We start from the raw sequence: 16404 nt of genomic DNA, 5'->3' as shown, positions 1-16404 counted from the left end.
CGGGCGGCCCGCTCGGCCGTAGACTCGGAGCCACGGACCGCTGCTCCCGCACTTGGTGAGGAGACCCCTATGCGCGCAACCGTGGGCGACCAGCTTGTCCAGCACGGCAGGGTGGTCGGTCAGCACGACAAGGTGGCCGAGATCGTCGAAGTGATGGGCCAGAAGGGCGATCCGCCCTATCGGGTCCGCTTCGAGGACGGGCACGAGGCCGTGTGCTCACCCGGCCCCGATTCCGAGATCCGGCACAGGAACCGTCAGCGATAGCCCGGCGACCGCCGGGGTGGATCAGCGTGGAGGTGTCGCCGGCCGCCCGTAGTGGTCGGCGACCACCCGCGCCATCGCGCCGATCGGATCGGTGCTCAGCTCCCGGGCGGCGAAGAAGACGTGCCCGCGCACCTGCGGATGGTTCTCGGCGAGGGTGAGGTGCCGGGAGAGCTCGGCCGGGTCCTGCCAGGGGGCGGGCTGCGCCGGGTCACCCGCCTTGTAGAGCGCCTCGCCCACGTACAGCTGTGTCCCGGAACCCTCCACGACCGCGGACCACCAGGCCAGCAGCTTCGCGTAGTCGGCGGCGGCGAAGCCGATGTTCCAGTAGAGCTGCGGACAGATGTAGTCGATCCAGTTCTCCCGCACCCACCGGCGGGTGTCGGCGTGCAGGTCGTCGTAGGTCTGTACACCGGCCCGGGTGTCCGAGCCGAGAGGGTCGGTCGCCGCGTTGCGCCACACCCCGAAGGGGCTGATGCCGAAGCGGGTGCCGGGCCGGATCTCCCGGATGCGGGCCGCCGTCTCGCGCACCAGCCGGTCGATGTTGTCCCGCCGCCAGGCCGCCCGGTCGGGGAAGGTGCCGCCGTGGGTGTCGTAGGCGGCGTCGTCGTCGAAGGCCTGCCCCGCCACGGGGTACGGGTAGAAGTAGTCGTCGAAGTGGACCGCGTCGACGGGATACCGGCGTACCGCGTCGAGCATCGCGTCCACGACGAAGGCGCGGACCTCGGGCAGCCCGGGGTTGTAGTGGAGTTTCCCGCCGTACGGGACCACCCAGCCGGGGTTCCGGCGGGCCGGGTGCGTGGCGGCGAGCCGGGTGGGGTCGGTGTGCGGGGCGACCCGGTACGGGTTGAACCAGGCGTGCAGTTCCAGGCCGCGGGCGTGGGCCTCGGTGACGGCGGTGCCCAGCGGGTCCCAGCCGGGGTGCGTGCCCTGGGTGCCGGTGAGGTACGCGGACCAGGGCTCGTACGGGGACGGCCACAGGGCGTCGGCCGTGGGCCGTACCTGGAGGATCACGGTGTTGAGCCGGTTGCGGACGGCGGTGTCGAGGTGGGCGATCAGCTCGGCCCGCTGCCGGTCGGCGCTCAGTCCCGGACGCGACGGCCAGTCCCGGTTGGCCACGGTCGCCAGCCACACGCCCCGCATCTCCCCCGCCGCCGCTCCCCGGCCCCCCGCCGCACCCGAGGGACCGGGCCCCGGCCGGGCCTGGCCGGCCGAGGCGGCCGTCATCATCGTCACGGCCGACAGCGCGGCCGTCGCGAACGCCCTGCGTGACACTCGTCCCATTTCACACCCGTCACAAAAGCCGCGATCCGTCCGGTCACGGACCGTTCCGTGCCCAGCATGCCCGACCCGCACGATCGATCATCGATACTTCCGGGTAGCGTGCACGAACGGAGCAGGGCGCCGCGAACCGGCGGCCCTGCCGGAGCCGCAGAGCGAAGTCGCAGGGCCGAGCCGTGGAACAGAGCGGCAGGACAGCGGTAGAACAGCGGTAGAACAGAGCCGTGACAGCGCAGACGGACCGCGCAGGGAAGCGAAGGGGACGGTGTGACCGACATCGAACGCGTCGGAGTGGTGGGCTGCGGCCAGATGGGCGCGGGGATCGCCGAGGTGTGCGCGCGCGCCGGACTGCACGTGATGGTCGCGGAGACCACCGGCGAGGCCCTGGAGATCGGCCGTACCCGGCTGTACAACTCCCTCACCAAGGCAGCCGAGCGCGGCAAGATCACGGCGGAGGAGCTGGAGGCCACCCAGGCCCGGCTGAGCTTCACCACGGACCTCGGCGAGTTCGCCGACCGCGACCTGGTGATCGAGGCCGTCGTCGAGAACGAGCAGGTCAAGACGGAGATCTTCCAGGTGCTCGATCAGGTGGTGACCCGGCCGGACGCGATCCTGGCCTCCAACACCTCCTCCATCCCGCTGGTGAGGCTGGCGGTCGCCACCTCGCGGCCCGACCACGTCATCGGCATCCACTTCTTCAACCCGGCCCCCGTGCAGCAGCTGGTCGAGCTGATCCCCGCGCTCACCACCTCCGAGGGCACGATCAGCCGGGCGCAGATCTTCGCCGAGAAGGTGCTGGGCAAGCACGCGATCCACGCCCAGGACCGTTCCGGGTTCGTGGTGAACGCGCTGCTGATCCCGTACCTGCTCTCCGCGATCCGGATGTTCGAGTCGGGTATCGCCAGCCGTGAGGACATCGACAACGGCATGGAGATGGGCTGCGCCCACCCGATGGGCCCGCTGAAGCTGTCCGACCTGATCGGCCTGGACACGGTGGCCTCGGTCGCGCACTCGATGTACGAGGAGTACAAGGAGCCGCTGTACGCCGCTCCCCCGCTGCTCCAGCGCATGGTCGACGCGGGCCGTCTGGGCCGCAAGAGCGGCTCCGGCTTCTACAGCTACGGCTGAGGGACGCTTCGTGGGCCCGGCACCCCGTCGGGGTGCCGGGCCGTCGGCGTCAGGGCCTGCCGTCCTGGCCGAGCCTGAGGTGGTGCAGCAGCAGTAACGCGGCCGCCATGTTGGCGGCCGGGACCTCGCCGCGGGCGACCAGGTCGGGGACCACCTTCAGCGGCACCCACTCCCGGCGGTCCGACTCGAAGTCGTCCACCGGGTGTCCGACGTACTCGCCCTCGTCGGCCCAGTAGATGTGGTGCCGGGCGTCGGTGAGCCCGTTGGACGGTTCCACGCTCATGAGGTGGTGCAGGGGGCCGGGCCGCCAGCCGGTCTCCTCCTCCAGTTCCCGGGCCGCCGCCCGGACGACGTCCTCGCCGTCCTCGACCACACCGGCCGCGAGCTCCCACCCCCAGCTGTCGGTGATGAAGCGGTGGCGCCACAGGAGGAGGACCTCGTTGGCCTCGTTCACCACCGTGGCCACGGCGACGGGCCGCAGCCGGATGAGGAAGTGGTCGAGATGCCGGCCGTCCGGTAGTACGACATCCGCGAGATTGACGCTGAACCAGCGGTTCGAGTACACAATGTGTTCGTTCTGCTTCGTCCACTGCACGGTTATGCCACCTTCCGCTGAGTAAGGGGCAATATCGCAGCAGCAGTGGTCCGGCAGCAGGCGCACGGGAGGCCGCCCGCGACGCAGCGGACGGCGCGACGCGGGCGCACGGCGCGACCACCTGCGGCGGGCCACCGGGACCACTGGGCACGCAGACGAGCCACCGGGCAGGTGCGGCGGGCTACAGCGGTACACGCAGGGCGCCGTCGATGAGTTCGGCCGCCTCACCGGTGCCGGCGCAGCCGTTGCGCACCAGGTGTTCGCGGACGGCGCGCAGTCTGTCGCGCAGCCGCTGCGACTCCATTCCACGGGCCTGCTCGGCCATCTGCACCGCGATGGCGACCGCCTTGTCGGCGTTGCCCTGCCGTAGTTCGATGGTGCTCAGCATGGCGAGCCGGTGCACCCGTCCCCGGTCGTGCGCGGGGGTGTCGACGGCGGCGGCCGCGTGCTCGCCCGCCGCGGCCAGTTCGCCGAGGCTGAGCAGCGCCTCCGCCACCTGCACGTTGACCAGGCCGGGTTGGACATAGCCGGTCTCATCGGGTTCGTGGCCGCGCCGGATGCGCTCGGCGGCCTGCTCGGCGCGGCGGATGCAGGACAGCGCGCTCGTGCCGTCGCCGAGGTGTGCGTACGCCTTCGCCTGCATCGCGTACAGGTCGGAGGCGAGGGCGGGGGTGATGTGCTTGCCCGCGGCGCGCAGCGCGGCCTCCGCGAAGGCGACGGCCTGCCGGTGCTCCCGCATGAACAGCGACTGGTTGACCAGAAGCGCGATCACGTACGCGCCGAGCCCGCGGTCCCCGCTGGCCTTTGCCAGCCGGAGCGCCTGGTGGAAGTAGCGCTGGGCGAGTCCGTGCGCGTCGGAGTCGTACGCGCAGATCCCCGCGACCGCCACCAACCCGCCCGTGGCCCGGTGCAGTTGGCGGCCGGTGGAGTCGGTGTAGCTGCCGCGCAGCAGCGGGGCGGCCTCGGTGTTGAGGAAGCCGACGATGCGGGCGCGGGTCGCGACACCGCCGGCCTTGCGGTACATCTGCTCGTAGTGGGAGCGGGCGGAGCGCAGCATGTCCAGGTCGCCCGGCGTGACCCGGTGCCGGCCACCGCGTGAGACGTCCACGTCCTCGGGCGGGTTCTCCCACTCCCAGACGGGCATCACGGCGGGGGTGCCGGTGACCGCGGGTGCGCCCAGGAGGTGCGGGCGGCGCTGCTGGTCGGAGCGCCACAGTGCGGTGGCCCGCTCGACGAAGCCGGAGAGCGAACCGGAGTGCGGGGCGGACGGTCCGCCGGGGACACCGAGGCCGATGTCGTCGAGGGTCACCTGGCGGTGCAGCCGGACGGCCAGGACCTCGCAGATCAGGTCGGGCACCTGGCCGCGGGGCCGCTGCCCCTTCAACCAGCGGGCCACGGCGGTGTGTTCGTACCTGAGTGACAGTCCGCGCGCCCGGCCGGCCTGGTTGACGTGTGCGGCCAGGCCGGCATGCGAGATGCCGGCCTCGTCCAGGACCGCGTCGAGCAGGGTGTTGGGCTGCATGGGGTCCCCCGGGGGATCGGTGTCGACAGAGTAGTGGCCGGGTGTTCACACGGGGTGTGACCGGAGTGCCCGAATCCGCAGTGTGTGCGCGCTGTCGCGGAGAGTTTCCGGACGGTTGACTGAGGTACCTCGAAAGAGGCGGCCGGGCCGCCGGCTCCCCCTCGTACAGTGCGGCGGCCCGTGTCAGCGCCGTCCGCCCAGCTGCCTGCCCGACACTCCGCGGCGGGGCGGACGGCCCCGCCGGCCGTCCGCGTCCGCTGCGGGGACGCACGGCTATGCGGGGAACTGCTGAGGGCTCGCCGCACGCGGGTCCGTCGTGACCGGCCGCGGGGATTGTGCCGCGGTCGAGGGGGCGCGCGGAGGCGGGCGCTCGTTCCTGAGGACCATGAGGGCGATGTCGTCCTGGGGTGAGCCGCCGGTGTGGCGGGTCAGTGCCGTGAGGACCGTGCGCAGGACCGCCTGCGGTGTGCGCGGTGTCTCGCGCGCGGCCGCGGCGAGCACCTCCGGCAGCGGGAAGAAGCGGCCTTCGGCGTCCCGTGCGTCCTCGGCTCCGTCCGTGTGCAGGACGAGTATGTCACCGGGCAGCAGTCGTCCGCAGGGGACGGTGGGGAGCTCGGCGGGCAGCGGGAACGGGCCCAGCGGCGGGTGCGGATCGGCGCGGGCGAGAGGTTCGGCCCGTGTGCCGCTCAGCAGATGGGGCCAGGGGTGGCCGCAGTTGAGCGCCCGGACCTGCCCGTCCGGGAGGATCTCGAGGAGCAGTACGGTGACGAACTCCTCGGCGACCTGATGGCCGTCGGCGGCGGCGCCGACAGCCGGCGCAGGCCGCTCGGCGCGGGCCCGCTCCCGCAGGTGCCGGTCCATCGCCCGCTCCAGTCGGCGCAGCACTCCGGCCAGGTCGGGTTCGTCGTACGCGGCCGCGCGGAAGCTTCCGAGGACGGCGGTGACGGTGGGAGCGGCACCGGGTCCGTGTCCGCGGACGTCGCCGATGACCGCCCGTACGCCGTGCTCGGTGGCGAGCACCTCATACAGATCGCCGCCGAGCCGGGCGATCCGGTCGGCGGACAGCTGGACGGCGGCGACCGTCAGTCCGTCGACGCGCGGCGGCGGCAGCAGCCTCCACTGCGCGGTGCGGGCGATCGTGCGGGTCCGCCGCAGCTCCCGCAGCAGGCTCTGCCCGACGTGCAGCGCCAGTCCGGTGCCGATGGTGCTCAGGGCGGTGGGCGGCAGTCCGCGGGCGAGCGCCCGGCGCAGCGGGCAGCGGTCGGGATTCCATGAGGTGGTCCTGGGCCGCCCCGTGCGGGGCGGCCCAGCCTTGAAGCGGATCATGCCGATGGCCCCCCATTGTGGCCCAGACAGCGCAGACCGGCCTCGGAGAGGCCGGTCTGATTCTTTCGACCACACGATCCGATCCGGAGGTATCGCCCGAAAAGTCACCCGAACGAGTGAGGTAACTGGTGGTAACAGATGCGAGAGAGACCTACGGGACCTAAGGGACTCCAGGGGCGCGCGGAAACACGAGTACCCCACGAGAACTCAGGGACCGGCCCCGAAGAGCCGGCCCCTGAGAGGAACCACTAGCCGCGAAGGACCGCCCCGGTGCGCTCTCCCGCGAGGGCGACCGCCGTCTCCCGGGCCGCGGACGCCTCGTCGACCGTCAGTGTCCGGTCGGGCGCGCGGAACCGCAGCGCGTACGCCAGGGACTTGCGCCCCTCACCCAGCTGCCCGGCGTTCTCGTACACGTCGAACAGGCGGATGGACTCCAGCAGTTCGCCGGCGCCCTCACGCAGTGCCGCCTCGACGTCCGACGCCGGCACGAACGCGTCGACGACCAGCGCGACGTCCTGCGTGGCGACCGGGAAGGTGGAGATGCCCGGCGCCTGCGGGGTCTCGTCGCCGGCCTGCTCCAGGACGTCCAGGTCGAGCTCCATCGCGCAGCTGCGCGCGGGCAGGCCCAGGGTCTTCAGCACGCCCGGGTGCAGCTCTCCGGCGTGCCCAATCACCCGCTCGGTGCCGTCGACGACGACCGCCAGCTCGGCGCAGCGGCCCGGGTGCCACGGGCCGTACTGGCCCTTGCGCACGACGAGTTCGGCGCCCGCCTCGGCGGCGACGGTGCGGGCGGCCTCGATCGCGTCGGCCCAGTCGGCCGGGCGGCCCGCGCCCCACCAGCCGGCCTGCTCGCGGGCACCGGCGAGGACCGCGGCCACGTGCCGCGGCTGGTCCGGCAGCGCCGCGTCGAGGCCGGCCAGCTCCTCGGCGGTGGGCCGCCGGTCCACCGGCAGCCGGGCGGCGGTCCGCTGCTCCTCGCGCGGGAAGAAGACCAGGCCGGTCTCGAACAGGGCCAGGTCGTGCGAGCCGCGTCCGTCGTTGCGCCGCAGCGCGCCGAGCAGGCCGGGCAGCAGCGAGGTCCGCAGCGCGGGCTCCTCGTCGTTGAGCGGGTTGGTCAGCCTCACCACCCGGCGGGCCGGGTCGTCGGCGTCCAGGCCGAGCTGGTCGAAGACCTGCTCACTGACGAACGGGTAGTTCGGCGCCTCGACATATCCGGCACCCGCCAGGGCCCGGCCGATCCGGCGGTGCAGCCGCTGCCGGGAGGTCAGCCCGCGGCCGGCGGGCGGCCTGGGCAGCGTGGCGGGCAGGTTCTCGTAGCCCTCGAGCCGGACGACCTCCTCGGCCAGGTCGTTCGGGTCGGTCAGGTCGGGCCGCCAGGACGGCACGGTGACGATCAGCTCGTCCTGGCCGTAGACGTCGCAGCCGACCTGCTGGAGGCGGCGTACGACGGTCTCGCGGCCGTAGGCGACGCCCGCGACCTTGTCCGGGTGGTCGGCCGGGATGGTGATGGTGTGCGGCGCGGTCGGGGCGATGACCTCGGTGACCCCGGCTTCGGCGGTACCGCCGGCGAGCAGCATCAGCAGGTCGACCGTGCGCTGCGCGGCAGCGGCGGTGGCCTGCGGGTCGACTCCCCGCTCGAAGCGCCGGGACGCCTCGGAGGACAGCTTGTGCCGGCGGGCCGTGCGCGCGATCGACACCGCGTCGAAGTGCGCGGCCTCGATCACCACGTCGGTTGTGGTGTGCTCGACGGTGGGGGTCCCCCCGGTCGAGTCTGTTCGAGACCGGGGGAGGTCGGCGATCTCCGTGTTGGCGCCGCCCATGACGCCGGCGAGCCCGATCGGGCCGCGCTCGTCGGTGATCACCAGGTCCTCGGCGTCGAGGGTGCGCTGCACGCCGTCGAGGGTGGTGAGTTTCTCGCCCGGTTCGGCCCGGCGGACGCCGACGGTGCCCTGGACCAGGGAGCGGTCGTAGGCGTGCAGCGGCTGGCCGAGCTCCAGCATCACGTAGTTGGTGACGTCCACGGCGAGGGAGACCGGGCGCATGCCGGCCTTCTGCAGCCGGCGCCGGAGCCAGATCGGGGAGCGCGCCTCGGGGCTCAGGCCGGTCACCGTACGGGCGGTGAAGCGGTCGCAGCCGGCCGGGTCGGAGACCTTCACCGGGTAGCCGAAGGCGTTCGGTCCGGGCACGTCGAGCAGGGCCGGGTCGCGCAGCGGCAGGCCGTAGGCGGTGGCGGTCTCGCGGGCCACGCCGCGCATCGACAGGCAGTAGCCACGGTCCGGGGTGACGGCGATGTCGAGGACCTCGTCGACCAGCTCCAGCAGCTCGATCGCGTCCTTGCCGACCTCGGTCTCCGGCGGCAGCACGATGATGCCCTCGCTGCCGTCGTCGCCCATGCCCAGCTCGTCGCTGGAGCAGATCATGCCGTGCGAGACCTTGCCGTAGGTCTTGCGGGCGGCGATCGCGAAGCCGCCGGGGAGCGTGGCCCCGGGCAGGACCACGACGACCTTGTCGCCGGCCGCGAAGTTGCGGGCGCCGCAGACGATCTCCTGGGGCTCACCGGTGCCGTTGGCCTGGCCGACGTCGACGGTGCAGAAGCGGATCGGCTTCTTGAAGCCCTCCAGCTCCTCGATGGTCAGTACCCGGCCGACGACCAGGGGACCCTTGAGGTCGGCTCCGAGGTGGTCGACCGTCTCGACCTCGAGGCCGGCCGAAATGAGTTTGGCCTGGACGTCGCGGCCGGTCTCCGTCGCCGGCAGGTCGACGTACTCCCGCAGCCAAGAAAGCGGGACCCGCATCAGATCTCCATCCCGAACGGCCGGGTGAACCGGACGTCACCCTCGACCATGTCTCGCATGTCCTCGACGTTGTGGCGGAACATCAGCATCCGCTCGATGCCGAACCCGAAGGCGAATCCGCTGTACTTCTCGGGGTCGACGCCGCAGGCGGTGAGCACCCGCGGGTTGACCATGCCGCAGCCGCCGAGTTCGATCCAGCCCTCGGAGGAGCAGGTGCGGCAGGGGCGGTCGGGGTTGCCGACGGACTCGCCCCTGCAGACGTAGCAGAGCATGTCCATCTCGGCGCTCGGCTCGGTGAACGGGAAGAAGTTCGGCCGCAGCCGGGTCTTCATGCTCTCGCCGAACAGCGACTGCACCATGTGGTCCAGGGTGCCCTTGAGGTCCGCCATGGTCAGGCCCTCGTCGACGGCGAGGAGTTCCACCTGGTGGAAGACGGGGGTGTGGGTCGCGTCCAGCTCGTCGGTGCGGTAGACGCGGCCGGGGCAGATCACGTAGACCGGCAGTTCGCGGTCGAGCAGGGTGCGGGCCTGCACGGGCGAGGTGTGCGTGCGCAGCACGACGCCGGACTCGGTGCCGCCCTTCGGGCCCTGCACGAAGAAGGTGTCGTGCTCGCCGCGGGCCGGGTGGTCCGGGCCGATGTTCAGGGCGTCGAAGTTGAACCACTCTGCCTCGACCTGCGGGCCCTCGGCGACCTCGTAGCCCATGGCCACGAAGATGTCCTCGATGCGCTCGGACAGCGTGGTCAGCGGGTGCCGGGCGCCGGCCGGTACCCGGTCGTGGGGCAGTGTGACGTCCACTGCCTCCTCCACCAGTACGCGTGCGTCGCGCTCGGCCTCGAGCTCGGTCTGGCGGCCGGCGAGGGCCTTGTTCACGGCACCGCGCGCCTGGCCCACGCGCTTGCCCGCGTCGGCCTTGGCGTGCGGGGGCAGGGCGCCGATCTCGCGGTTGGCGAGAGCCAGCGGGGAGGTGGCGCCGGTGTGGGCGACCTTGGCCTCGTGGAGCGCGTCGAGGGAGTCCGCGGCGGCGAAGGCGGCGAGCGCCTCGTCCCGCATGCGCTCGATCTCTTCCGGTTTCAACGCCTCGACCTCTACTGGGTCGTACGACTTATTGGGTGCCGACATCTCTTCCCGTACTTCCGTTCAGCTGGCTGATGGTCCCCGTCACCGGCTCGTGGACGAAGCGTCTCTCGTCTGCGGGACACAATGGTGGCCAGAGGCCGAGTCTAACGGGGTGGGGGCGGGCGAATGCGCCCGTGGGACCCTGGGTGCGCTCTAGGTGAGATACGCCGGGGCCGCCACGGGCAACGTAAATCGGAGTTCCGCGCCGCCGCCGCGGGCGCGGCCGACGGTGATGGTGCCGCCGTGGGCCTCGACGATGCCCTTCACGATGTAGAGCCCGAGGCCGGTGCCGCCGCGCTTGCTGCCCCGCCAGAAGCGGGTGAAGACGCGGTTCATGGACTCCTCCGGGATGCCGGGCCCCTCGTCGCTCACGGTGACCGACGTGGCCGCGTGCTCGCCGTTCTCCCGGTCCCGGGGGGACGCCGAGGGCGTGATGTCGATGGTGACGGTTCCCTCGCCGTGGCGCACGGCATTTTCCAGCAGGTTGCTGAGCACCTGGTCGACCTTGTCGGGGTCGGCCCACAGGGCGGGCAGGGGGTGCTGGATCCGCAGCAGGAACCGGTCGGCGGGCTGTCCGGCGGCGACGTACGCCTGGATGTGCCGTCCGACGGCCGTGCCGATGTCGACGGGCTGGCGGCGCACCTCGAGGCGCCCGGAGTCGATGCGGGAGATGTCGAGGAGTTCGGCGATGAGCCGGGTGACGCGGTCGGCGTCGGCGTCGACGGTCTCCAGCATCAGCTGTTTCTGCTCGTCGGTGAAGCGCTCCCACTTCGCGAGCAGGGTGGCGGTGAACCCCTTGACGGAGGTGAGCGGGGAGCGCAGTTCATGGGCGACGATGGCGATCAGTTCGGCGTGGCTGCGTTCGGTGCGGCGCCGGGCCTCGGTGTCGCGCAGGGAGACCACGACCCGGTGGACCGGGCCGGTGGGGCGGGTGCGGACGTAGCGTGCCGAGACGAGGACCTCCCGGCCGCCGGGCAGCAGCAGATTGCGCTCGGGCTGACTCACCCGGATGGCGAGACCGCCGTAGGGGTCGGTCAGCTGCCACCAGCGCCGACCCTCCAGGTCCTCCAACGGCAGGGCCGCGTCGAGGCGTTGCCCGAGGGCCTGCTCGGCGGGGACGGCGGTGATCCGGGCGGCCGCCGTGTTGAAGCAGATCACCCTGCCGTGCTCGTCGGCGACGACGAGTCCGTCGGGCAGCTGGTCGGGATCGATGCCGAGCTCGGCGGGGCCGGCGGACCGGGGCGCGGGCGGGTGCGCCGCTTCCGGTGCTCCCGGTGCGCTGCTCGTGCCGACGGTCATCCCCGTACCCCACCTCTCAGAACTCCCTCGGGGTGCCCCGCGCTTTCGGCGGGTGCCCCGGTCCGGGCGGAGCCGGGAGCCTGGGGTACGGCCGAAAGCTTGGGGAAGGGTCCCCGGGCAGGTCACCCTACTAGCTCTCGGTGACGGAGCGGCACCCTCCGGCGGCGCGCTGTGCACGCGCCGACGCGTAGAGACATACGGCGGCGGCGGTGGCGAGGTTCAGACTCTCGGCCTTTCCGTGGATCGGGACGCGGACGACGGCGTCGGCGAGCGCGCGGGTCTCCTCGGGGAGGCCCCACGCCTCGTTGCCGAAGAGCCAGGCGGTCGGCCCGCCCATGGTGCGCCGGTCGAGTTCGTCGTCGAGGTCGCGGTCGCCCGCGCCGTCCGCCGCCAGCACCCGTACCCCGGTGTCCCTGAGGGCGGCCACGGCTCGCTCGACGGGGACGCCCACGGCGACGGGCAGGTGGAACAGCGACCCGACGGAGGCGCGTACGGCCTTGGGGTTGTACAGGTCGACGGAGGCGTCGGTCAGGACGACGGCCTCGGCGCCGGCCGCGTCGGCGCACCGCAGTACGGTGCCCGCGTTGCCGGGGTCGCGCACGTGCGCGAGGACGGCGACGAGCCGGGGCCGGGCGGCGAGGATCTCCTCGAAGGGGGTGTCCAGGAAGTGGCACACCCCGACGAGGCCCTGCGGGGTGACCGTGGTGGAGATGTCGGCGATGACCTGCTCGGGGGCGAGGTGGACGCGGGCGCCGGCGTCCCGCGCGGCGCCGATGATGTCGGCGTACCGCTCGGCGGCCTCCGGCGTGGCGAACAGTTCGACGAGCGTGGTGGCGCCGGTGGGCCGGTGGACGCCGTCCCGGCCGGCCGTGGCCCGGTGCACGGCGGCCTCTCGTACGGCCTGCGGCCCCTCGGCGAGGAACAGCCGCTCCTTGCCCCGGAAGTTCCGCTTGGCCAGCCGCCGCGCGGCGGACACGCGGGGCGAGCGGGAGGAGATCAACTCGGGGGTGGCGGGGGGCATTCGGTTCACTTTCGCTCGCAACTTCCGCACAGACGACGGACCCGCAGGCAGCGCCTACGGGTCCGTCGGGTCACGCCGGATCAGGGCCGGCGCGGCGTCACGCGGCCTTGGGCGCGTTCACGTCGGACGGCAGCGCCTTCTGCGCGACCTCGACGAGCGCGGCGAAGGCGGTGGCGTCGTTCACGGCCAGCTCGGCCAGGATCTTGCGGTCGACCTCGACGTTCGCGGCCTTCAGACCCTGGATGAAGCGGTTGTACGTGATGCCGTTCGCGCGGGCAGCGGCGTTGATGCGCTGGATCCACAGCTGGCGGAAGTCACCCTTGCGCTTCTTGCGGTCGTTGTAGTTGTAGACCAGCGAGTGGGTGACCTGCTCCTTGGCCTTGCGGTACAGGCGCGAACGCTGACCGCGGTAGCCGGAGGCCTGCTCGAGAATCGCCCGGCGCTTCTTGTGGGCGTTGACTGCCCGCTTGACGCGTGCCACTTGTTTAACTCCTTGTAGCGGGGCCGCGGTTGTTACTCACACGGCCCGAAATCGATTGGGTCCCGGTCCTGACGTGCCTACGGCGCCTGGGCGCCGTGGAGTCACTTGCCGAGAAGCTTCTTGATCTTCTTGGCGTCGCCCGGGGCCATCTCGGCGTTGCCGGTGAGGCGACGCGTCACACGGGACGACTTGTGCTCGAGCAGGTGGCGCTTGCCGGCGCGCTCGCGGAGCACCTTGCCGGAGCCGGTGACCTTGAAGCGCTTGCGGGCACCGCTGTGCGTCTTGTTCTTCGGCATAGCGCCGTTATCTCCTCGTCGGTGGCGCTCCGATGCCCGGTCACGAAAACCGGGCACGGTGGAGCGTCGTACTTGTTTCGGTTATGTCCTGAGGGGCGGGCCCCCTGGGATCACGCCTCGGCGGCGGCCTGGGCCGGCGCTTCGGTTTCCACGTCGTGGTCGTCGTGGGTTTCCACGTCGTGGTCGTCGTGGTCACCCTCCGCGGCGTTCTGCGAGCGGCCGGGGTGGGCCTTCGCGTCCGCCTTTCGGGCTTCCTGCGCCTGGCGGGCCTCGGCCATCGCCTCGGTCTTCTTCTTGTGCGGACCGAGAACCATGATCATGTTCCGGCCGTCCTGCTTCGGGTTCGACTCGATGAACCCGAGGTCCTGGACGTCCTCCGCGAGCCGCTGCAGCAGTCGGTAGCCCAGCTCGGGCCGGGACTGCTCGCGACCACGGAACATGATCGTGATCTTGACCTTGTCGCCCTGCTTGAGGAACCGGACGACGTGACCCTTCTTGGTGTCGTAGTCGTGCGGGTCGATCTTCGGCCGGAGCTTCATCTCCTTGATGACCGTGTGCGCCTGGTTCTTGCGCGCCTCACGGGCCTTCATGGCCGACTCGTACTTGAACTTCCCGTAGTCCATGAGCTTGCACACGGGCGGGCGGGCGTTCGCCGCGACCTCGACCAGGTCCAGGTCGTACTCCTGCGCAAGCTCCAGTGCCTTGGCCAGCGGGACGATGCCCACCTGCTCGCCACTGGGACCGACAAGTCGCACCTCGGGAACGCGAATCCGGTCGTTGATGCGGGGCTCGGCGCTGATGGATCCTCCTCGATAGCACCTACACGACGGTCTGGCGGACAGCCGCGTAACGTCTGTATTTCGTTAGACCTAACCGCGCCGAAGCAACAAAAATGCCCCGGACGATCACAGGCGGGGCTCCTCGAACTACCGGAACACCGCCGCGGTCACCGCGGGGCGCACTTTCGGGCGGATCGCCGCTGAACGGCACCGCCTGACCGGTGACCTGTCATCCTCAGGGACGATCAGGTGGGAGTTCGAAAACCTCCACTTGTGGGCCGGGCTCGCGTGCCGTGGGCAGACGGGTCCGACCGGTCGTTACACAAGGTTAGCAGCTTCCGTAGGGGTGCGCTAACCGTTCGTCCCGTACTTCTCCGCTGTGCCTCCTGCTGTCAAGAGGACACGCACCTGGCCCTATCGTGTGGGGCATGAGTGAGACCTCCCCCTCGGACACCCCCGAGAGCACCGACAGCCCCGACTTCGACGCCATGACCCGGGACATCGCCGAGGTCCCGGCGGTCGAGGTGATCGTGACCGTCGCCGTCAACCTGATGAGCGCCGCCGCGGTGAAGCTCGGACTGACCGAGGAGGGCGACCAGCACAAGGACCTGGACGAGGCCCGCAAACTGGTGCACGCGCTGGCCGGCCTCCTGGACGCGTCCGCGACCGAGATCAGCTCCTTCCACGCGGCGCCGCTGCGTGACGGCCTGAAGTCGCTCCAGCTGGCGTTCCGCGAGGCCTCGCTCGTCCCGGACGAGCCGGGGCAGGGCCCGGGCGAGAAGTACACGGGCCCGCTCTACGTCTGAGAGGTCCGGCCCCGTCAGGGGCGTACGTAGAAGGGCTCGCCCGGCGGCGTCGCCTCGGCCGGCAGTACTGCCAGGTCGAGGCCGCGCACCAGGCGGGCCCTCAGTGTCTCGTCGGCGGCGAGGCGTCGTGCCACGGACCTGGCCGCCTCGGCCACGGGCGCGGCGGGGTCGAGAACCAGGGCGAGGGTGCCGTCGGCCTGCCCCGGCCCGAGGTGGGCGCGCAGCACGGCGGGCTCCGCGGCGACGACCGCGCGCAGGGCTTCGGTGACCGCGGGGTCGGCCAGCGGGTCGGTCGTCGTACGCCCCTCGGCGAGCGCGAGCAGCAGCGGCCCGGTCAGCTCGAAGGGCACGGGCCCGGCCAGGTCCAGTACGACCGTGTCGGCCTTCTCGTGCGCGGCGGCCTGCAGGGCCTGGTGCAGCGGTACGGCGACGGGGCGGGCCTGCGGGTCCCAGCGGGCGAGCGAGTCGGTGGAGGTGAACGCGGGCAGCGCGGTGCGGTGGCCCGCCTTCAGGGTGGGGACGGCCATGTCGCTGGTCTTCTCGCGGCGCAGCCCCCGCTCGTCCTCCTCGACCTCGCCGAGCACGGCCACCACGGGGACCAGCAGCCGGGTGCCCTTGAGCGCTTCGAGTACCGGGGTGACGGCGTTGCCGTCCTCGGCCCACGCGGCGAGTGCCGCGCTCAGCCGGGGGTCGGCGGAGCCGTCGTCGTCGCTGTAGGCCGGGTCGGGAATGTTCTTGTTCGCCACGGTCCTCGAGCCTATCGGCCGTCGGTGGCGGGCTCGGACCGGGGCGGTCGAGAAGCGGGAGGACAGAAGGTGCGGAAGGCGCGGGAGGTGCCGGTGAGGTCCGACGGGCTGGGGAGGCGACTGACGGCCGCCATGACGGCGGGGTCGGTGCTCACCGGGGAGGACGGCGCCGAGGTGTCGGTGGGGGTCCTGGACCCGGTTGCCGCGGTCGGCGTCTGTCACGGTGACCGGGCGTTCGTCACCGCGAGCATCGTGAAGGTCGACATTCTGGCGGCGCTGCTGCTCGGGGCGCAGGACGCGGGACGGGAGCTCACCGGGGAGGAGCGTGCGGACGCCGCCGCGATGATCGAGCGCAGCGACAACCACTCGGCGTCGGCGCTGTGGCGCTCGATCGGGCGGGCGGCCGGGCTCGACGCGGCGAACGCCCGCTTCGGACTCACCCGGACCACGGGCGGCGACGGCCCCCGGTGGGGGCTGACCCGGACCACCGTCGCCGATCAACTCCTGCTGCTGCGGCAGGTGTTCGGGGCCAGGGCGGACTCGGAGCTGACCGGGGCCTCGCGGGCGTACGTGCGGGGGCTGATGGCGGGGGTGGTCGCGGACCAGGCGTGGGGGGTGCCGGTCGTGGCGGACGGCTCCCTGGCGGACAGGGGTCCGGGGGACGGCTCGGGGTGGGCGGTGAAGAACGGCTGGGTGCCGCGCGACGCGACCGGGCTGTGGGCCGTGAACAGCGTCGGACGCGTCACGGTCGGCGTCCGGGACCTGCTGGTGGCCGTGCTGTCCGACGGCAACGCGACGATGGCTCGGGGCGTCGCGCTGGTGGAGGCGGCGGCACGGGCGGCGGTGTCGGTGTTCACGGGGGACGACGCGCACCGCGCCGGCTGACGCCCGGCGACGCCGCCTCGGTCCTCGGGAAGCCGGGGGTACGGGCGGGCCCGGACACGTCCGAG

The 16404-nt window shown here is 72.2% G+C and carries 16 protein-coding genes; 4 read left to right on the top strand and 12 right to left on the bottom strand.

The window, feature by feature from the left end:
• Nucleotides 1-69 precede the first annotated feature (69 nt).
• Nucleotides 70-264 (top strand): DUF1918 domain-containing protein, encoded by a 195-nt coding sequence (locus PYS65_RS29430; RefSeq protein WP_279336966.1) that lies wholly within the window; start codon nt 70-72, stop codon nt 262-264.
• 21 nt (nt 265-285) lie between these two features.
• On the opposite strand, the gene PYS65_RS29425 is transcribed toward PYS65_RS29430, so the two are convergent.
• Nucleotides 286-1545, bottom strand: coding sequence for a glycoside hydrolase family 10-like protein (locus tag PYS65_RS29425; RefSeq protein WP_279336965.1), 1260 nt, complete (start codon nt 1543-1545; stop codon nt 286-288).
• A gap of 264 nt (nt 1546-1809) precedes the next feature.
• Between PYS65_RS29425 and PYS65_RS29420 the strand changes: the two genes are divergently transcribed.
• The gene (locus tag PYS65_RS29420) at nt 1810-2670 is read left to right on the top strand and encodes a 3-hydroxybutyryl-CoA dehydrogenase (protein ID WP_279336964.1); all 861 of its coding nucleotides are present in this window, start codon (nt 1810-1812) and stop codon (nt 2668-2670) included.
• 49 nt (nt 2671-2719) lie between these two features.
• Here PYS65_RS29420 and PYS65_RS29415 read toward each other — a convergent pair whose 3' ends face one another.
• The 10 genes from PYS65_RS29415 to infC form a co-directional block, all read right to left on the bottom strand.
• Nucleotides 2720-3265 carry an NUDIX hydrolase gene (locus PYS65_RS29415; protein ID WP_279336963.1) on the bottom strand — a complete coding sequence of 182 codons (546 nt, stop codon included), beginning with the start codon at nt 3263-3265 and terminating at the stop codon, nt 2720-2722.
• 181 nt (nt 3266-3446) lie between these two features.
• The gene (locus PYS65_RS29410; protein WP_279336962.1) at nt 3447-4787 is read right to left on the bottom strand and encodes an NsdA family TPR-like regulatory protein; all 1341 of its coding nucleotides are present in this window, start codon (nt 4785-4787) and stop codon (nt 3447-3449) included.
• 273 nt (nt 4788-5060) lie between these two features.
• Nucleotides 5061-6113, bottom strand: coding sequence for a PP2C family protein-serine/threonine phosphatase (locus PYS65_RS29405; RefSeq protein WP_279336961.1), 1053 nt, complete (start codon nt 6111-6113; stop codon nt 5061-5063).
• Nucleotides 6114-6361: 248 nt separating this feature from the next.
• Nucleotides 6362-8908, bottom strand: coding sequence for a phenylalanine--tRNA ligase subunit beta (gene pheT / locus PYS65_RS29400; protein WP_279336960.1), 2547 nt, complete (start codon nt 8906-8908; stop codon nt 6362-6364).
• The gene (pheS, locus tag PYS65_RS29395) at nt 8908-10029 is read right to left on the bottom strand and encodes a phenylalanine--tRNA ligase subunit alpha (RefSeq protein WP_279336959.1); all 1122 of its coding nucleotides are present in this window, start codon (nt 10027-10029) and stop codon (nt 8908-8910) included. The genes pheT and pheS overlap by 1 nt, the downstream gene beginning before the upstream one ends.
• A gap of 150 nt (nt 10030-10179) precedes the next feature.
• Nucleotides 10180-11325, bottom strand: coding sequence for a sensor histidine kinase (locus tag PYS65_RS29390; protein ID WP_279336958.1), 1146 nt, complete (start codon nt 11323-11325; stop codon nt 10180-10182).
• A gap of 130 nt (nt 11326-11455) precedes the next feature.
• Nucleotides 11456-12346: a TrmH family RNA methyltransferase gene (locus PYS65_RS29385; RefSeq protein ID WP_279336957.1), complete on the bottom strand. Its 891-nt coding sequence runs from the start codon at nt 12344-12346 to the stop codon at nt 11456-11458.
• Nucleotides 12347-12443: 97 nt separating this feature from the next.
• The gene (gene rplT / locus PYS65_RS29380; protein ID WP_065002829.1) at nt 12444-12827 is read right to left on the bottom strand and encodes a 50S ribosomal protein L20; all 384 of its coding nucleotides are present in this window, start codon (nt 12825-12827) and stop codon (nt 12444-12446) included.
• Nucleotides 12828-12928: 101 nt separating this feature from the next.
• A complete protein-coding gene (gene rpmI, locus PYS65_RS29375) occupies nt 12929-13123 on the bottom strand; it encodes a 50S ribosomal protein L35 (RefSeq protein ID WP_109380440.1) in 195 nt (64 codons plus the stop codon).
• A 110-nt stretch (nt 13124-13233) separates the two neighbouring features.
• Nucleotides 13234-13923 (bottom strand): translation initiation factor IF-3, encoded by a 690-nt coding sequence (infC, locus tag PYS65_RS29370; RefSeq protein ID WP_279338117.1) that lies wholly within the window; start codon nt 13921-13923, stop codon nt 13234-13236.
• A 407-nt stretch (nt 13924-14330) separates the two neighbouring features.
• Here infC and PYS65_RS29365 point away from each other — a divergent pair, with 407 nt between their 5' ends.
• On the top strand, nt 14331-14708 hold the full coding sequence (locus tag PYS65_RS29365; RefSeq protein WP_279336956.1) for a DUF1844 domain-containing protein: 378 nt from the start codon (nt 14331-14333) through the stop codon (nt 14706-14708).
• A 14-nt stretch (nt 14709-14722) separates the two neighbouring features.
• Here PYS65_RS29365 and PYS65_RS29360 read toward each other — a convergent pair whose 3' ends face one another.
• A complete protein-coding gene (locus tag PYS65_RS29360) occupies nt 14723-15454 on the bottom strand; it encodes an SseB family protein (protein ID WP_279336955.1) in 732 nt (243 codons plus the stop codon).
• Between the two features lie 93 nt (nt 15455-15547).
• On the opposite strand from PYS65_RS29360, the gene PYS65_RS29355 reads away from it, so the two are divergent.
• Nucleotides 15548-16339: a serine hydrolase gene (locus PYS65_RS29355; protein WP_387039772.1), complete on the top strand. Its 792-nt coding sequence runs from the start codon at nt 15548-15550 to the stop codon at nt 16337-16339.
• The last annotated feature ends 65 nt before the right edge of the window (nt 16340-16404 follow it).

The organism is Streptomyces cathayae, from assembly GCF_029760955.1.
Taxonomy (GTDB): Bacteria; Actinomycetota; Actinomycetes; order Streptomycetales; family Streptomycetaceae; genus Streptomyces; species Streptomyces cathayae.
This window is presented reverse-complemented; position numbering and strand designations above follow the sequence as displayed.